Consider the following 15297-nt stretch of genomic DNA (forward strand, 5'->3'; position numbering starts at 1 on the left):
CCGACCGGCGCCAGACTCGCGATCGACGGATCTTCCGCACCGCGTAACCTAGAGCATTTGACCCGCCTCTGGAAGGCAGGCCGCGCCACCGAAAGCGGGTCAGCCGGCCGGATCCCTGGAGAACGGAGATCCGGGCTCGGCGCCGGACCCCTGCCCCAGAAACGTGCGCAAAGCAGGCAAGGACGGGGCCGCCAGCAGCTCTGCCGTCTTCCCCTGCGCGGCAATGCGGCCATCGCACAAAAAAGCGGTACTGGGGGCAATCCGAAGGGCGTCTTCGGGGTTGTGGCTCACCATCACCACCGTCAGCCCGTGGTCGCGCCGCAGACGGTCGACCAGATCCAGCATCTCAAGGCGCAGGCCGGGGTCGAGGGCCGAAAAGGGCTCGTCGAGCAGCAGCAGCGGCCGGCGGCGCACGAGGCTGCGCGCCAGGGCGACCCGCTGGCGCTGGCCGCCGGAGAGCTGGGCCGGGCGGCGCCCCCCAAGCCCCGTCAGCCCGACACTCTCAAGTGCTTCGGTCACCGTCCGGCGCTGCGCCGCGTCGAGCCGCAGGCCGGGATCGAGGCCGAGGCCGACGTTCTGATCCACGGTGAGATGGGCGAAGAGATTGTGCTCCTGGAACAGGCTGGTGACGGGCCGCCGGGCGGGCTCCACCGCCGTCACGTCCCTGCCCTCGATCTCCACGTGGCCGGACAGGGGCTTTTCGAATCCGGCGATCAGGTTCAACAGCGTCGACTTGCCTCCGCCGCTCGGCCCCAGCAGCGCCAGACAGTCGCCGCGCTCAACCGCCAGGTCGAAGACCATGGTCATGTCCTCGTAGCGGAAGGTGACCGCGCTCACCGTCAGGATCGGCGCCTTGGCCGCTGCCGCCGGCGGCCTCTTGTGCAGGGGGCCGTCATGCATGACGCGGTCTCCGCAGCGGCAGCCCGAAGCGCGCCCGGCCGAGCAGCCCGTCGATGGCAAAGAAGACCAGCAGGCAGACCAGCGACAGGAATGCGGCGATCACCGCAGCCTCGGCCATGCGAAAGCCGCCCATGGCGCGATACAGGAGCAGCGGCAGGGTGGCGAAATCCTCGCTGCCGAACAGGGCGATCACACCGAGATCGCCCATGGACAGCGTCGCCGCCACGGCCAGCGCCAGAGCCGCCGGGCGCCGCAGGTTCGGCCATTCGATCAGCCGCAGCCGGCTCCAGCCGGCGATACCGAGGCTCTGGCAGAGGCGGTCGTGGCGCTGGGCCTCGTCCATCATCGGTCCGCCGAGAAAGCGCACCACGAACGGCAGGGCCATCAGGGCGTTGACCAACACCACCAACGGCAGCCCCAGGGCAAAGACGTCGGTCAACGGGCGCAGCAGGACGAAGAGCCCGGTGGCCAGCACGAAGGGCGGCACGACCAGGATCAGCGAGGCGGAGAGTTCCAGGCGCGCCGCTGCCTGGGCCCGCAGCATGCGGTGGCGCAGGATGCGGCTGCTGATGAGGATGGCCCCGCCCAGCACCAGGGCGAGACCGCCGGAGCTGAGCGCAATGGTGAGGGACTGGCCGAGAGCGCGCCACAGCCGCGGGTCGCTCAGCACCGCAGGCGCTCTGTCGTTGAAGCCGGCCAGCGCGACCGCGGCCAGCGGCAGGACCACGAAAAGCGTCCCGAGGCCGATGAGGATGCCGTCCAGCCAGCGCCCCAGGGGGGCGGCCCGGTCCGGCCGCTCGAAAACCCGTCCCTCGGTCATGGTCAGGCTGCCGGGCACCGAAAGCCGCAAGAGGCAAAACACGATGCCGCCGCAGAAGACGAGCTGGACGAGCGCCAGGGTGACCGCCCGGCCGAGATCGAAGTCGAAGCGCAGGGCCTGATAGACCGCCACCTCCAGGGTCGTCGCCCGCGGCCCGCCGCCCAGGGTGAGCACCACGGCGAAGGAGGTGAAGCAGAGCATGAAGACGAGGCCCGCGACGCCCGGCAGCACGCTGCGCATGGCCGGCCATTCGATCAGCCGGAAGATGTCGCGGGAGCGCAGGCCGTACTGGCTGGCCACGCGCCAGCTCTCGGGCGGGACCGAGTCCAGCGCCTGCAAGAGAACCCGGGCGACAAAGGGCAGGTTGAAAAAACAGTGGCCGATCAGGATGCCGCCCAGGCCATAGAGATAGTGCAGGCCCTCAAAGCCAAACAGTTCCAGCCCGTCGTTGACCCAGCCGCGCCGTCCGTGCACGGCGACGATGCCAAAGATGGCGACAATCACCGGCACAACGAGGGAAAGGCTGAACAGCCGCAGCAACAGCCCCCGCCCCGGGAAATCCCGGCGTGCCAGGGCACGGGCAAGCGGAATGGCAAAGCCCACCGACAGCAGGGTCGACAGCGCCGCCTGCCAGAGGGTGAACCAGACAACACGCCAAAGGTAGGGCTGGCTGAGAGTCTCGGCGAGGTCGAAGCCGCCAGCCGCAACGCCGAGGGCGACCAGCGCCCCGCCGGCCAGGAGAGCCACCAGGCTGAGGGCCAGGCCCGCCGGAAGCCACCAGGGCATCACGCTGGCGCGGCCGCCGCGCCTAGCGGCTGACCGCCTGCAGCCACTCGTCGATCCAGGCCTGGCGGTTTTCGCTCACCTCATCCGGGCTGAACAGCAGCGGCCGTGAGGGGTCGACCAGCTTGTCGAATTCGGGCGGCAGGCCATCGGGAAGGTCGACGACAGGATACATCCAGTTCCCGGTGGGAATGGCGGCCTGAAAGCCGGGGCCGACCATGAAGGCAAGGAACTGGCGCGCCAGCTCCGGCTGCGGCGCCGCCTTGGGGATCGCCGCCACCTCGACCTGCATGTAGTGGCCCTCCTCAAAGGCCGCCGCCTGATAGCGCTCGGTCTGCTCGGCGATCATGTGATAGGCGGGCGAGGTGGTGTAGCTCAGCACCAGCGGCGCCTCGCCTTCAAGAAACAGGCCGTAAGCCTCGCTCCAGCCCTTGGTCGTGGTGACGGTCTTGCGCGCCAGCCGGGCCCAGGCCTCCGGCGCATCCTCGCCATAGACGGCGCGGACCCAGAGCATGACGCCAAGCCCGGGCGTCGAGGTGCGCGGGTCCTGGAGAATGATCTTCAGGTCGTCCGGCGCCTCCACCAGTTCCTTCAGGCTGCGCGGCGGTTGGGCCAGCGCCTCGGTGTCGTAGACGAAGGCGAAGTAGCCGTAGTCGAAGGGCAGAAAGGTCTCGTCGGTCCAGTCGATCGGCAGGGTGAGATCCTCGGCCGTCACCCCGTGCGGCGCCAGCAGGCCGGTCGCCTTGGCCTCGGCCATGAGGTTGAGATCGAGGCCGAGAATGACATCGGCTTTGCTGGTCTCCCCTTCCAGGCGCAGGCGGCTCAGCACGCCGCCCGAGGTGTCGATGGCGACGAAGTCCAGCACACAGCCGCACTCGGCCTCGAATGCCTCCTTGATGCGCGGGCCCGGCCCCCAGTCGGAGGTAAAGGCGTCGTAGGTGTAGACGGTGAGACGCTTTTCCTCTTCGGCGGCGGCTCCGCCGGCAAACGCAGGCACCATGGCCGCCAGAACGGCAACAAGAGACAAAAGACGCATGACATCGCTCCATAAAGCTATGGGGCGGATGGCTTTGAGGATCGCTGGGCCTTGAAATCGTTGGGCTTCGAAGGGCCGGTGGCTCAAATCCCTCCGCCGGCATTACCCGGGTCAGGTTCTTCGGGTTGTCCGGGCGGAAAGGCGCAGCCCGGTCTCTCAGCCCGTTTCAGGGCACCCCGTTGAGACTGAGCAGAGACTAGGGCCGCCCCCCGCCCATGACAAGCCCCCCGGAACGGCTGACAACAGAGCGGGTTCCTCGCTTTTGGCGACACTCATGCTTCGATATCAGGCGAACCATCACGCGCACGATCTGTGGTGAAGTGCCGCCCTCACCCTGACGCCATCGCCACCCGGAAAGGACGCCGATGATCACCTGTTTCATCCGCTACGAGATCGACCCCTTCAAGAAAGCGGCCTTTGAGACCTACGCCCGGAACTGGGGACAGGCGATCCCGCGCTGCGGGGCGGACCTGATCGGCTACTTCGCGCCGCACGAGGGATCGGCCACCACCGCCTACGGCGTCTACACCATCGAGAACCTGGCGGCCTACGAGGCCTACCGCGCCCGTCTGGCGGCAGACCCCCTGGGCCGGGAGAACTACCGCTTCGCGCAGGAAGAGCGCTTCATCCGCCGCGAGGACCGGGTGTTCCTGAAACTGGCTTCGGCACCGCACGCCAAGATGGACTAACAGCCGGCGGTCACCTCGATTTCGACCAGCAGCTCCGGCCGCGCGAGCGCCGCGACCACGAGGGTGGTCACCGCCGGGGCTTCGAAGGCTCCCCAGCGGTCCTGGCGGATCTTCGTGAGCGCCGGCAGGTTCTCGGCGTCGGTGACGTAGTAGACGACCCGGAGGATGTTGTTCACCGAGAGATCGAAGGAAGAGAGGATCGCTTCCACGCTGTTCATGGTCTCGTGGCACTGCGCGTCGAAGAAGGCAGGCGTCTGCCCTTGCGGATCCACCCCGATCTGCCCGGCGATGAAATACAGCTTCTGCGGCGACTGCAGTTCGACCACATGGGCGAAGATCGTGTCGAAGGGCGGTCTGACCGGTCGAACCGTGGTGGGGTTGTGGCGCTTCAGCATGGTCTTCCCTCCTGTCGCGATCTTGGGGGCCTTGGGGAGATTCCGGGGCGCGGCCGTCCCGCCGCCGCTTCTCCTGTGAGCTGAAGGGCCAGGGTCGATATCGTCACCGCCCCCCTGCCTCCTGGCTCACTCCAATAAAAACGGCCGTTTGAGCCCAGGCGCAAACGATATAAGCTCAACCTTCTGTGAGTTTGTGTAACAGCAAGGTGCGGCATGAGACTCCCGTCGCTGCGCGCGATCCAGGCCTTTGATGCCGTGGCCCGGCACGGCAGCTTCAGCCGTGCGGCGGACGAGCTGGCCGTCACCCACGGCGCGGTGAGTCGCCAGATCCGCGCTCTGGAACAGCAGCTTTGCACCCCGCTGTTTCATCGCACGCCGAAGGGCGCGGCCCTGACCGGAAACGGCGAGGTGCTGTTCCAGGCCTCCCGCGCTGCCTTTGCCGCGCTGCGCGGCGGGGTCGCCGACCTGGCGCGGCGCAACGCCGACAGGTCGGTCACGTTGTCGCTGACAACCTCCCTCGCCCTGAAGTGGCTGGTGCCGCGGCTGCCGGCCTTCCGCCGGCGCCATCCGGAGATCGCGGTCCTGCTCGACACCAACGATGCGCCGGTCGACCTTTTCGAGCAATCGGTCGACTGCGCCCTGCGCTTCGGCACAGGCGGATGGGCGGGCCTGCATGAAACCCGGCTGACGGACGAGGAACTGGTGCCGGTCGCGGCGCCCGGCCTGGTCGGCGACGCAACCCTTCCCCTTTCGCCGCGCGATCTGATCGCCTTCCCGCTGGTCCACGACGACTACAACCCGGGCTGGGACCAATGGCTCGAAAAGGCCGGCGCGATGCCCCAGGCCGGCGCTTTGCCGGGGGACCGCTATATCGACAGCGGGGTCCTGATCGCTGCCGCCCTGGACGGCCAGGCGGTGGCGCTGGTGCGGCGCCTGCTGGCCGCCGACGACCTGGCCGCCGGGCGGCTGATCCAGGTGAGCGACGTGACCCTGCCGCTGGAACGGTCCCTCTTCTTCGTCTGCCGGGCGGGCGATCGGAACCGGCCGGTGGTGGTAGCGCTGCGCGACTGGCTGGCCGAAAGCTTTGCGGAGATCCGGTCCCCATCCTAAGTGGTCCCCTGCTCTGCCCCCATCTGGCCCTTGCCCGAAAGACCGCATCGGGGCATCAGCGGGGGCTGCCACACAACGCAAAGCCCACTGCAATGCCCGATACGACCGCTACAACCGATGCCGGCCCCGACCTGCCCTTGGGCGAGCCCCTGCCCGGCTGGACACCGCGCCCGGCACCGCCCCGAAGCGCCCTGGAGGGCCGCTTCTGCCGGGTGGAGCCGCTCGATCCGGAAAGCCATGCCGGCGACCTCTTCGCCGCCTACACCGCCGACCCGGAGGGACGGAGCTGGACCTACCTGCCCTACGGTCCCTTCGCCACCCTGGCCGACTTCAAAGCCTGGATCGACGCCACCTGCCTGGGCGAGGACCCGCTGTTCCACGCGGTTGTCGACAAGGCCAGCGGCAGGGCGCTGGGGGTTGCCAGCTACCTGCGCATCGCCCCGGCCATCGGCAGCATCGAGGTCGGACATATCCACTACGCCCCCGCCCTGCAGGCGACCCCGGCGGCGACCGAAGCCATGTATCTCATGATGGCCCGGGTCTTCGACGAGCTGGGCTACCGCCGCTACGAGTGGAAGTGCAATGCGCTGAATGCCGCCTCCTGCGGCGCGGCGGAGCGGTTGGGCTTCACCTTCGAAGGCGTGTTCCGCCAGGCCACGGTCGTCAAGGGCCGCAACCGCGACACGGCATGGTACTCCCTCCTCGACAAGGAGTGGCCCGGCGCCAAGGCCGCCTTTGAAGCCTGGCTGGCGCCTGACAATTTCGATGCCGAGGCGCGGCAGGTCAGGTCGTTGGCGGATATCCGCGTGACGCTAGCCTGCTGACGGTTTCGATCGCATCGCGTCCAGCGACCAGGAGCCACCGCCGGCGAAGACGAGATAGAGGAAGAAGAAGCAGAACATGATGGCCGCGTCGCCGCCGTTGAGCGTCGGGAAGAAGCTGCGCGGCGCATGGGCGATGAAATAGGCAGCCGCCATCAGGCCGGAGCAGAGGAAGGCCACCGGCCGGGTGAAGAGGCCGAGCGCCAGCAACGCGCCGCCGATCAGCTCGATGATGCCGGCGATGCCCAGCATAGAGAGCAGTTCGGGCCCCGGCCCTTCGCTGGTCCTCATCGGGAAGTTCAGGAGTTTCTGCGTGCCGTGCGCCATGAAGATCAGCGCGGCCATGATGCGGGCCACGGAAAGAACGCGCGGCGCCCAGGCGGTGAGTGTTTCCGTCATCGTCTGCTCCCTCGTTCAGTCTTTGGGGGTCTTTTTCGGGGTCTTTGGGGTCTTCAGGCTGCATGGGAAGACGCGGGCCCGCCTGCCGGGCCGTGATCACGTCTTCCTGGAGAGATAGGATCGCCGGGGCCGGAGCCAAGTCCCCGATGATCAGCCGCAACGATCGCGGCAGAGACCGCATGCTTCGAGACGGGCCTGCCGGCCCTCCTCAGCATGAGACAGTGCTAAGGGCCAGGCACCCACCTCATCCTGAGGTGCGGAGCGCAGCGGAGCCTCGAAGGATGGGCCGCCGGCCTCGACCGGATCGCCTAGGTCCAGGGGCCCTGGTAGAGACCGACCGCGAGGCGCAGCAGCGTGCCGACGAAGATCAGGAGCAGCACCCAGACCTTGGAGAGGCTGGCCAGGGCATAGAAGGTCTTGGCGTCGTTGATCATCGCCTCCCGCTCCGGGCCTTCGGGCAGTTTCTCCGCCTGCACTTCCTTGTACCAGCCGCGCAGGGCCTGGCCGGTGACGTAGAGCGCCGCCACCGCCAGCATGATGTTGGAGAGAAAGGCGAGCCAAGCGGCGATCATGAGCAGAGCACAGGCCGGCGGGCTTGAGAGAAGCCCGAGCGCCAGGCTTCTCGCATTCCCATTCTACTCAATCGTGATCTTCAGGGATTTGTTCATGGCCAGCGCGATCTGCGCCAGGGAGGCCACGGTGGCGCCCTGCTTGTTCACCTTGCCGCTGGCCAGCTTGGAGACGAAGGCGGGATCGAGGCCGCTCGCCTTCTGCAGGTCGCGCAGGCTGCCCTCGTAGGCGGCCAAGGCCTCGGCCACCGCGTCGGCCACCTCCAGCCGCGCGACACCGCGGGCGGTCGCGCGCAGCGCCTCGATGTCAGGATCGCCGGCTTTGGAGGCCTGGGCCTGGGGGCGCTTGCGCGCCTTGGCGGCCGCCTCCGCAGGTGCCTTGTTCTCGGACATGAACACGCCCTTTCCTTGCTCGCAGGCGAGGTTGGATGTCTCGGGTGGTAACCCGCAGGTGGTTCCGCTTGTTGTCGAATTCAACAACAAATCGATCTTCTTGTCAAGATCCTGACAGCAGGAGGGATACCGGGATCAACGGTCGGGATTATCAGGCCTGCGCAGCTTTGCAGGCCTTCTCCAGCCAGTCCGCATAGTCCGGGCTGACCGGGCGCCAGTCGGTCCAAAGGCGGGTTTCCCGTCGCAGCCGGGCGACTGCGAGCTGATGGTCGCTCTCCGCCCCGATCCAGAGAATCCGGAGCTGCTTCAGGGGATGCAGATAAACCGCCAGCGCCGTGGTGTCGCCCAGCTCCCGGGCCTGGGCCGGACCGTCGTCCAGCCGGGTGCGGTAGCTCGCGGGATCGAGGGTGGAGAGGCCGGGGCCGCCCTTGCAGCAGGCCGCAGCGGGCAGCAGGGGCGTCGCCGGCAGATGCAGGCCGTGCAGCACGGCGGCCGCTCGCCTGGGCCATCCCTGCCCGGCCAGGGGCCCGAACAGCGCGTCTTCCAGGGTTTGCTGGCGGCCATCCTCCAGCAGGGGCCCGCCGCGGGTCATGGCGACAAGCTGGCGCTCGCCGAAACGCCCTGCGGCATGCCGCAGGATGTCGCGCATCACCCTGACACGGTTGGCGCGCTGGGTGCCGGCGCGGGTGCGCTGGTCCAGATAGCCGCGCTGGGCCGCGTTGACGCGCTCTAGATCAAGCTCGACGGTCAGCACGGGTGTAGGCTTATCCTGGACGGCGGCGGAAGTGCGCGCAGAGTCGCGGCGCCGGAAGACTGGCACCGAAACCCGCGCCCGGCAACCGCCACACCAGGGGAAACCTGGGGCATAAAGTGGTCCCCAAGGCCCGCCGCGGTCCACTGGCTCCGGCGGTCAGGGCATCGACAATCCCTGCCCGCCCGGCTATAAGGCGCGCCGTTGTCGCGGTGCCCGGGCCTGTGGCCGGCACTGCAGGAAGCCAGATTTCGAGCATGACAGACCTTTCCGAAGCCGTCGCGCGGCGGCGCACCTTTGCGATCATCTCGCACCCCGACGCGGGCAAGACCACGCTGACGGAAAAACTGCTGCTGTTCGGCGGCGCGATCCAGATGGCCGGGGCCGTGAAGGCGCGCGGCGAGCAGCGCCGCGCCCATTCGGACTGGATGAAGGTGGAGCGCGAGCGCGGCATCTCCGTCGCCTCCTCCGTCATGACCTACGACTACGCCGGCAAGACCTTCAACCTGCTGGACACGCCGGGCCACGAGGACTTCTCCGAGGACACCTACCGCACCCTGACGGCGGTCGATTCCGCGGTCATGGTGATCGACGCCGCCAAGGGCATCGAGGCCCAGACCCTGAAGCTCTTCGAGGTCTGTCGTCTCAGGGACATGCCGATCATCACCTTCGTCAACAAGCTGGACCGCGAGGCGCGCGACCCCTTCGAGCTGATCGACGAGGTGGAGCAGCGCCTGGCCCTGGACGTGACGCCGGCCACCTGGCCTATCGGCATGGGGCGCTCCTTCCTCGGCTGCTATGACCTGCTGCGCGACCGCCTGCTGCTGGTGGAGCGCAGCCGCGACAAGAAGGGCGCCGAGGGCGAGGCCTGCGACGGCCTGGACGACCCCAAGCTGGACGCCATGCTGCCGGCCGACGCTGTCGCCCAGCTCCGCGAAGAGGTGGAGATGGTGCGCGAGCTCTGCCCCGCCTTCGACCTGGAGGCCTACCGCGAGGGCACCATGACGCCGGTCTACTTCGGTTCGGCGCTCAACAACTTCGGGGTGCGCGAGCTTCTGCAGGGCGTGGCCGACATGGCCCCCGCCCCGCGCCCGCAGCCGGCGGTGGGCCGCGAGGTCGAACCGACGGAGAAGAAGATCAGCGGCTTCGTCTTCAAGATCCAGGCGAACATGGACCCCAACCACCGCGACCGCATCGCCTTTCTGCGGCTCTGCTCCGGCCACTTCAAGCGCGGCGCCAAGCTGAAGCATTCGCGCAGCGGCAAGACCCTCAACATCCACAACCCGGTGCTGTTCCTGGCGCGCGACCGGGAGCTGGCGGAGGAGGCCTGGCCCGGCGACATCATCGGCATCCCGAACCACGGCAACCTCGGCATCGGCGATGCGCTGACCGAGGGCGAGGAACTGAAGTTCACCGGCATTCCCTCCTTCGCGCCGGAATACCTGCAGACCGTCCGGCCGAAGGATCCGCTGCGCGCCAAGCACCTGGGCCGCGCGCTCCAGCAGTTGGCCGAGGAAGGCGCGGCGCGGGTCTTCAAACCCAACATCGGCGCCGACTGGATCGTCGGCGTCGTCGGCCCGCTGCAGTTCGACGTGCTGGCCGACCGCATCCGCACCGAGTACGAGGTGCCCGTCCTCTTCGAACCGACCACCCTGCATACCGCGCGCTGGGTGGAGGCCGACGATGCCCTGAAGCTGAAGCGTTTCGTCGACGCCAACCAGGGCGCCATGGGCGAAGACCATACCGGCGCGCCGGTCTTCCTCGCGCGCAACGCCTGGCACCTGGACCGCGCGGCGGAGGACAATCCCGAGCTGCGCTTCCTCAAGACCAAGGAACAGATTTAGGGCGCGCTCGTGTACGCATTGCTATCACGATCCCCAGAAGTCACGGAGCTTTCCCGGGGTTCCTCACGCAAGTCCTCCCCCCTTGCGGGGGAGGATTTAGGAGGGGGGTGCCACGCTAGCGGCTATGCTCTGAGCGGGCTGAAGCAGTCCCCCCCACCCCAACCCTCCCCCACGAGGGGGGAGGGAGATATCGCTTTTGGCCCGGCCTTGATATCTGTGTTCCGGTCGGCGCGCCAGCAGACTCGGAACGAGCGATGAGCCCTTCCGATTGGCAAGCCGACGGTCGCCTGCCGAGCGAGGTCTGGATCAAGGCCCATCTGCGGCGCTGTTTCGCCGAAGGCATGCCGGCGACGGTCGTGCACCGCGGCGAGAAGAACAGCGGCACGCTGATCCTGAAGATCAACCAGCTTGAGGCCGGCTGCCGGGTACTCAATCAGACCCGTGATCTCGATGGCGCCATGGCCTGGATGCCGGCGCTCGGCGGCGAACTTGTCACGGAAAGCGACGCCGACGCCTATATCGAACGGGCCGTCGCCCGCGACCCGGACGTCTGGGTCGTCGAAATCGAAGACCGCGAGGGCCGCCATCCCTTCGAAGGCAAAGTCCTCTAACCCGGAAGCGAGACGCCATGGCCAACCGCAGCATCGATCTGAGCGACGCGCTCTACGATTACCTCCTGGAAAACTCCCTCAACGAGCCGGAGGTGATGCGCCGCCTGCGCGAGGAAACCGCGACCGTACCGCTGTCGATCATGCAGATCGCCCCGGAACAGGGCCAGTTCATGGCCCTGCTGGTGCGCCTGATGGGCGCGAAGCGCTGCATCGAGGTCGGCACCTTCACCGGCTACTCGGCGCTGGCCGTGGCCCTGGCGCTGCCGCCGGACGGCCGGATCGTGGCCTGCGACGTGAATGCGGAAACCACGGCCATCGGGCAACGCTACTGGCAGGAAGCCGGCGTTGCCGGGAAGATCGACCTGCGGCTCGCACCGGCTGTCGAGACGCTGGAATCGCTGCTGGCAAACGGCGAAGCCGGGACCTATGACTTCGCTTTCATAGACGCCGACAAGTCGAACTATGATTCTTACTACGAACTGTCGCTGCAGCTCCTGAAGCCCGGCGGACTGATCGCCATCGACAACGTTCTGTGGGGCGGCGACGTGCTCGACCTCAACCGGACCGACTCCGACACTCTGGCGATTCGCGCGATCAACACGAAGGTTTCCACCGATTCGCGCGTGCAGTGCTCGCTGATTCCGATCGGCGACGGGCTGATGCTCGCACGCAAACAAAGCGCTTAGTGTTCGTAGACAAAAGTTAGCTAATGCCGTTAACGCCCCGTTAAGCAAGTGTTAAGGCCATCTTCATCCGCACGTGGAAAACTTGTGTGATCGGCGAAGGGGATTCGCCAAACGTGCAATGAAAGATGAGGCCAACCATGTGGAAGATCTTAGCGCTTAGCGCCGGGCTCGCCCTCGTTAGCACCAGCACTTCGGCGGCGGCGCAGCCTCAATGTGACCAGCGTGACTCTGTTCTGAAGATCCTTCAGCAGAAGTACAAGGAAGCGCCGGTCGCTCTGGGCGTCACCCACAACGGCGGACTGGTCGAGGTGCTCAGCACCGGCAATGGTACGACCTGGTCCATCATCGTGACGACCCCGCAGGGCATGAGCTGCCTGGTGGCTGCCGGTGAAGGCTGGCGTGCCATGGACCAGGTCGCTGCTGACCCGGAGGCCTAAGTTGGCACTTCAGGAAACTGGGCATGCTGAGTTGAGGTCGGTGCTCTCAGGAACCTGATTCGAACGCAGAATGAACGACCCGGTCACCGGGTTTGATTGAAAGACGCGAAGACGTCCCCGCGTTCAGCTCCAACACCGCGATGACGTCCTGGCCGGACGAAATGGCCTGCAAAGAGAAGGGCACCGTGCGCTCCTGAATGCGTACGATCACACCGCCCTCGTCGATGAAGAGCATATCCAGAGGGATAAGCGTATTCTTCATCCACATGGCCCGGGGTTCCGGCCGTTCAAAGAGAAACAGCATGCCCGCCGTCGCGGCCATACTGTGCCTGAACATCAGCCCCTGAGAGCGCTGATCCGGCGATACCGCCATCTCCACTTCGAAAACGTGACGCCCGCCCGCGGCGGTTTCGATGGCAAGCTCGTCCTTGTCGAAGGTCACGACGTTGGCCTGCGCTTGCGCAGGGCCGGCCCCCGGCGCAACGGCCAGAAGCAGCACGATGGCGATCGGGGTGAAAAACCGCAGCAGCTTCATCATGGGCCAAGCATTAGCCGCCGCCGCCGGTCAGGACAAGGCCGATTCAGGGCCATGACCGGATCTAAACCGCTACCCCATCAGGGCGCCGTGACCCGCGCCGCCAGACCGCGGACTTCCCGGCGCAGCGGCCCGTCCCGCGGCGGGTCGGCCAGCGTCGTGAACCAGTGGTCCGGCGGATTGCGCCCCTTGCTGTGGCGCCAGTCCAGGCCGCGCAGGACCGCTTCCGCCGCTGCCGGCAGGCGCTCCGGTACGGGAAAACCGTTCAGCGTCGCCCAGACCCCGGCCCAGGCACGCCCGACGGACCAGGGATTGTAGCCCCCGCCCCCGAGGACCAGCAGGCGCGGCGCCAGAGCGCGCACCTGGGAGACCACCCGCCAGAGGGCACCGTTGGACAGAGAGAGCTTACTGAGAGGATCTTCTTCCAGCCCATCCGCGCCGCACTGAAGAACCAGCGCTTCCGGTGCGAAGCCGGCGATCATCGGCAGCACCGCCTCCTCCATCAGAAACGCCATCTCGCTGTCGTTGAAGCCGGCCGGCACCGGCAGGTTGCGGGCGAGGCCGCCGGCGCGGTCGTCGACGCTTCCGGCGGCGGGGGCCTCGTCCGGGCCACTCGCCTTCATGGGCCAGCGCGCATCCTCGTGGATCGAGAGGGTGAAGACGCGCGGGTCGTCATGAAAGGCGTCCTGCACGCCGTCGCCGTGATGGGCGTCGATGTCGAGGTAGGCGATCCGCGTGAGGCCGGCGTCCAGCATCGCCAGGATCCCCAGCACCGGGTCATTGAAGTAACAGAAGCCGCTCGCATGGTCGGCGCGGCCGTGGTGGGTGCCGCCGGCGGGACTGTGGATCACGCCCGGCTCCGCCAGGAGTTCACCGGCCAGGATGGAGGCGCCGCAGGCCGTCGCCGGACGGCGAAAGACCTCCGCATAGATAGGGTTGCCGTTGCGCCCGAGGTTGAAGCGCAGTTGCTCCTCTTCGCTCAGCCTCTGCTGACGCTCGGCCCGCTGAACCGCAGCGATGTAGGCCGGATCGTGGAACCGCGCGAGCTGCTTCGGGGTTGCCCGCGGGCTGTCGACATAGACCGCGTCCGGCAGCCAGCCCAGGGCGCGGCAGAGGTCGATGCAGGTGGAGACACGCGGGATGGCCAGCGGATGGCGCCCGCCGTAGGTCGAGCGGCGGTAGATCTCACTGCCGATGAAGCGCGGCGGAGGTGCAGAGACCGGCGAGGCAGAGACCGGGCGCTCAGTCATCGGCCTTCAGCAACCACCGCAGTGCCAGCGGCGCAATGAGTGTCGTGGCGACCGCCATGATCACCAGCAGCGAGAACAGGTTCTCGACGACACCGTCCTGCTGGCCCGTCACCAGAATACCGGCTTCCACCACCACGCCGAGGATGATCAGTTCCACCGCGCCCCTAGCACTCATGCTGACGCCGACCGCGCAGGCATGACGCCGGTCGAACCCGGCCCACAGGGCCGGCAAGCCGGCACCGATCAGCTTGCCGAAGAACGCGGCAAAAACGATCAGCGCTGCCAACAACGGCGCATCGAGAACCGCGGCCAAATCGACCTGAAGGCCAATGGAAACGAAGAACAGCGGCCCCAGAACGCCGCTGTTGATGGCCGCAAGAATCAGCTTCAAGTCGTCATAGGCCCGCTGGCCGATCTTTGCAGACTCCACGAAGAGTCCCGCCATGAAGGCGCCAAGGATCCAATGCAGCCCGAGGGCCTCCGCGAAGAGTGCGTAGGCAAGCCCAACCGCCACAACGGCGCTCAGTTCCAGCGCCACCAGCTTCTCTTCCCGCAGGCGCTCGCTCAGGTGAGGATAGACATGTGCGCCCAACAGGCCCGTGACCGCGAAGAAGATGCAGGCCTTGGCCCCCAGCCAGGCAAGCCCGCCCAGATCAGTGTTTCCCCCGCTCAGCACGTAGGTGGTGACAGCCGCCAGCATCACAAGGCCCAACACGTCGTCGATGAGCGCCGCAGCGAGAACCGTGACGCCCAGGCGGCTGTGCAGCAGGCCCAGCTCCTGCAATACCCTGGCGGTCGCCGGAATGGCGGTCACCGACATGGCGATGCCCACCACCAGCACCTGGGCAGTCTTCATGTCCGAGGGCGGAATGAACCACCAGGCCAGGCCGCAGCCCAGCGCAAAGGGAAAGAGTACGCCCCCGAGGGCCACCGCGAAGGCACCGCCGGAAGCGGCAATCATCTCCTGTGGCTCCATGTCGACACCGGCCCGCAGAACCAGAAAGAAGATCGCCATCTGCGCGATGCCTTCGAGGTACGGCGCGGCGCGAAGATCTTGGAGAAGCCCGTCACCTGTTCCGAGCGCCATCACCGCGAGGGCGATCAGGATGCCGCCGACCAGCTCCCCCACCGGCGCCGCCTGGCCGACCCGCTCCGCCGCAACCCCGCAGAGCCGCGCGACCAGCAACAGGCAGAGCAATTGGGCAAGAACCTCCAGCATCGCGGGGCATGGTCCTCTCGTATCGACCCATCCGGTTCTACAGATGCCC

18 protein-coding genes and 1 riboswitch are annotated in these 15297 nt (G+C 67.3%); of the genes, 7 read left to right on the forward strand and 11 right to left on the reverse strand.

Going from position 1 to position 15297, the window contains the following annotated elements:
• Nucleotides 1-99: 99 nt before the first annotated feature.
• The 3 genes from thiQ to thiB are packed head-to-tail and all read right to left on the reverse strand — an operon-like array spanning nt 100 to nt 3539.
• Nucleotides 100-900, reverse strand: coding sequence for a thiamine ABC transporter ATP-binding protein ThiQ (gene thiQ, locus ACO06P_RS02555; protein WP_420348447.1), 801 nt, complete (start codon nt 898-900; stop codon nt 100-102).
• Nucleotides 893-2506 (reverse strand): thiamine/thiamine pyrophosphate ABC transporter permease, encoded by a 1614-nt coding sequence (thiP, locus tag ACO06P_RS02560; protein WP_420348448.1) that lies wholly within the window; start codon nt 2504-2506, stop codon nt 893-895. Before thiP ends, thiQ begins: the two co-directional genes overlap by 8 nt.
• Nucleotides 2507-2528: 22 nt before the next feature.
• Nucleotides 2529-3539 (reverse strand): thiamine ABC transporter substrate binding subunit, encoded by a 1011-nt coding sequence (gene thiB, locus ACO06P_RS02565; RefSeq protein WP_420348449.1) that lies wholly within the window; start codon nt 3537-3539, stop codon nt 2529-2531.
• A gap of 70 nt (nt 3540-3609) precedes the next feature.
• Nucleotides 3610-3728, reverse strand: a riboswitch (TPP riboswitch).
• Nucleotides 3729-3904: 176 nt separating this feature from the next.
• Here thiB and ACO06P_RS02570 point away from each other — a divergent pair.
• The gene (locus ACO06P_RS02570) at nt 3905-4228 is read left to right on the forward strand and encodes an NIPSNAP family protein (protein WP_420348450.1); all 324 of its coding nucleotides are present in this window, start codon (nt 3905-3907) and stop codon (nt 4226-4228) included.
• On the opposite strand, the gene ACO06P_RS02575 is transcribed toward ACO06P_RS02570, so the two are convergent.
• A complete protein-coding gene (locus ACO06P_RS02575) occupies nt 4225-4623 on the reverse strand; it encodes a RidA family protein (protein ID WP_420348451.1) in 399 nt (132 codons plus the stop codon). The genes ACO06P_RS02570 and ACO06P_RS02575 overlap by 4 nt on opposite strands.
• Before the next feature lie 213 nt (nt 4624-4836).
• On the opposite strand from ACO06P_RS02575, the gene gcvA reads away from it, so the two are divergent.
• The gene (gcvA, locus tag ACO06P_RS02580) at nt 4837-5733 is read left to right on the forward strand and encodes a transcriptional regulator GcvA (protein ID WP_420348452.1); all 897 of its coding nucleotides are present in this window, start codon (nt 4837-4839) and stop codon (nt 5731-5733) included.
• A gap of 92 nt (nt 5734-5825) precedes the next feature.
• On the forward strand, nt 5826-6557 hold the full coding sequence (locus ACO06P_RS02585; protein ID WP_420348453.1) for a GNAT family N-acetyltransferase: 732 nt from the start codon (nt 5826-5828) through the stop codon (nt 6555-6557).
• Here the strand turns inward: ACO06P_RS02585 and ACO06P_RS02590 are convergent.
• The 4 genes from ACO06P_RS02590 to ACO06P_RS02605 form a co-directional block, all read right to left on the reverse strand.
• On the reverse strand, nt 6546-6953 hold the full coding sequence (locus tag ACO06P_RS02590) for a DoxX family protein (RefSeq protein WP_420348454.1): 408 nt from the start codon (nt 6951-6953) through the stop codon (nt 6546-6548). The two genes, ACO06P_RS02585 and ACO06P_RS02590, sit on opposite strands and share 12 nt — an antisense overlap.
• Nucleotides 6954-7261: 308 nt before the next feature.
• Nucleotides 7262-7525, reverse strand: a complete 264-nt coding sequence (locus ACO06P_RS02595) for a hypothetical protein (protein ID WP_420348455.1) — start codon at nt 7523-7525, stop codon at nt 7262-7264.
• 63 nt (nt 7526-7588) lie between these two features.
• Entirely contained in the window at nt 7589-7915 is a 327-nt protein-coding gene (locus ACO06P_RS02600) for a hypothetical protein (RefSeq protein ID WP_420348456.1), read from the reverse strand.
• Between the two features lie 151 nt (nt 7916-8066).
• A complete protein-coding gene (locus ACO06P_RS02605; protein ID WP_420348457.1) occupies nt 8067-8669 on the reverse strand; it encodes a hypothetical protein in 603 nt (200 codons plus the stop codon).
• 254 nt (nt 8670-8923) lie between these two features.
• On the opposite strand from ACO06P_RS02605, the gene ACO06P_RS02610 reads away from it, so the two are divergent.
• From ACO06P_RS02610 to ACO06P_RS02625, 4 genes are all read left to right on the forward strand, one after another.
• A complete protein-coding gene (locus tag ACO06P_RS02610; protein ID WP_420348458.1) occupies nt 8924-10510 on the forward strand; it encodes a peptide chain release factor 3 in 1587 nt (528 codons plus the stop codon).
• A 254-nt stretch (nt 10511-10764) separates the two neighbouring features.
• Nucleotides 10765-11121, forward strand: coding sequence for a DUF1491 family protein (locus tag ACO06P_RS02615; protein ID WP_420348459.1), 357 nt, complete (start codon nt 10765-10767; stop codon nt 11119-11121).
• A 17-nt stretch (nt 11122-11138) separates the two neighbouring features.
• On the forward strand, nt 11139-11807 hold the full coding sequence (locus ACO06P_RS02620) for a class I SAM-dependent methyltransferase (RefSeq protein ID WP_420348460.1): 669 nt from the start codon (nt 11139-11141) through the stop codon (nt 11805-11807).
• 137 nt (nt 11808-11944) lie between these two features.
• Complete coding sequence (locus ACO06P_RS02625; RefSeq protein WP_299392135.1) at nt 11945-12244, forward strand: hypothetical protein; 300 nt, start codon at nt 11945-11947, stop codon at nt 12242-12244.
• Between the two features lie 46 nt (nt 12245-12290).
• On the opposite strand, the gene ACO06P_RS02630 is transcribed toward ACO06P_RS02625, so the two are convergent.
• The 3 genes from ACO06P_RS02630 to ACO06P_RS02640 all read right to left on the reverse strand — a co-directional run bounded on the left by ACO06P_RS02630 (nt 12291) and on the right by ACO06P_RS02640 (nt 15248).
• Nucleotides 12291-12782: a DUF192 domain-containing protein gene (locus ACO06P_RS02630; protein ID WP_420348461.1), complete on the reverse strand. Its 492-nt coding sequence runs from the start codon at nt 12780-12782 to the stop codon at nt 12291-12293.
• A gap of 77 nt (nt 12783-12859) precedes the next feature.
• The gene (locus ACO06P_RS02635) at nt 12860-14029 is read right to left on the reverse strand and encodes an acetoin utilization protein AcuC (RefSeq protein ID WP_420348462.1); all 1170 of its coding nucleotides are present in this window, start codon (nt 14027-14029) and stop codon (nt 12860-12862) included.
• On the reverse strand, nt 14022-15248 hold the full coding sequence (locus ACO06P_RS02640) for a cation:proton antiporter (RefSeq protein WP_420348463.1): 1227 nt from the start codon (nt 15246-15248) through the stop codon (nt 14022-14024). Before ACO06P_RS02640 ends, ACO06P_RS02635 begins: the two co-directional genes overlap by 8 nt.
• Between the last annotated feature and the right edge of the window lie 49 nt (nt 15249-15297).

Origin of the sequence: Pelagibius sp., from assembly GCF_965227505.1 — a bacterium.
Taxonomy (GTDB): domain Bacteria; phylum Pseudomonadota; class Alphaproteobacteria; order Kiloniellales; family Kiloniellaceae; genus Pelagibius.

Excerpts from the sequence above, each read along its gene's own strand:
- ACO06P_RS02600 (WP_420348456.1), bottom strand. The coding sequence starts at position 7,915 with ATGTCCGAGAACAAGGCACCTGCGGAGGCGGCCGCCAAGGCGCGCAAG.
- ACO06P_RS02635 (WP_420348462.1), bottom strand. The coding sequence starts at position 14,029 with ATGACTGAGCGCCCGGTCTCTGCCTCGCCGGTCTCTGCACCTCCGCCG.
- ACO06P_RS02610 (WP_420348458.1), top strand. The coding sequence starts at position 8,924 with ATGACAGACCTTTCCGAAGCCGTCGCGCGGCGGCGCACCTTTGCGATC.
- thiQ (WP_420348447.1), bottom strand. The coding sequence starts at position 900 with ATGCATGACGGCCCCCTGCACAAGAGGCCGCCGGCGGCAGCGGCCAAG.
- ACO06P_RS02575 (WP_420348451.1), bottom strand. The coding sequence starts at position 4,623 with ATGCTGAAGCGCCACAACCCCACCACGGTTCGACCGGTCAGACCGCCC.
- ACO06P_RS02585 (WP_420348453.1), top strand. The coding sequence starts at position 5,826 with ATGCCCGATACGACCGCTACAACCGATGCCGGCCCCGACCTGCCCTTG.
- ACO06P_RS02595 (WP_420348455.1), bottom strand. The coding sequence starts at position 7,525 with ATGATCGCCGCTTGGCTCGCCTTTCTCTCCAACATCATGCTGGCGGTG.
- ACO06P_RS02620 (WP_420348460.1), top strand. The coding sequence starts at position 11,139 with ATGGCCAACCGCAGCATCGATCTGAGCGACGCGCTCTACGATTACCTC.
- gcvA (WP_420348452.1), top strand. The coding sequence starts at position 4,837 with ATGAGACTCCCGTCGCTGCGCGCGATCCAGGCCTTTGATGCCGTGGCC.
- ACO06P_RS02570 (WP_420348450.1), top strand. The coding sequence starts at position 3,905 with ATGATCACCTGTTTCATCCGCTACGAGATCGACCCCTTCAAGAAAGCG.
- ACO06P_RS02625 (WP_299392135.1), top strand. The coding sequence starts at position 11,945 with ATGTGGAAGATCTTAGCGCTTAGCGCCGGGCTCGCCCTCGTTAGCACC.
- thiB (WP_420348449.1), bottom strand. The coding sequence starts at position 3,539 with ATGCGTCTTTTGTCTCTTGTTGCCGTTCTGGCGGCCATGGTGCCTGCG.
- ACO06P_RS02640 (WP_420348463.1), bottom strand. The coding sequence starts at position 15,248 with ATGCTGGAGGTTCTTGCCCAATTGCTCTGCCTGTTGCTGGTCGCGCGG.
- ACO06P_RS02630 (WP_420348461.1), bottom strand. The coding sequence starts at position 12,782 with ATGATGAAGCTGCTGCGGTTTTTCACCCCGATCGCCATCGTGCTGCTT.
- thiP (WP_420348448.1), bottom strand. The coding sequence starts at position 2,506 with ATGCCCTGGTGGCTTCCGGCGGGCCTGGCCCTCAGCCTGGTGGCTCTC.
- ACO06P_RS02590 (WP_420348454.1), bottom strand. The coding sequence starts at position 6,953 with ATGACGGAAACACTCACCGCCTGGGCGCCGCGCGTTCTTTCCGTGGCC.
- ACO06P_RS02615 (WP_420348459.1), top strand. The coding sequence starts at position 10,765 with ATGAGCCCTTCCGATTGGCAAGCCGACGGTCGCCTGCCGAGCGAGGTC.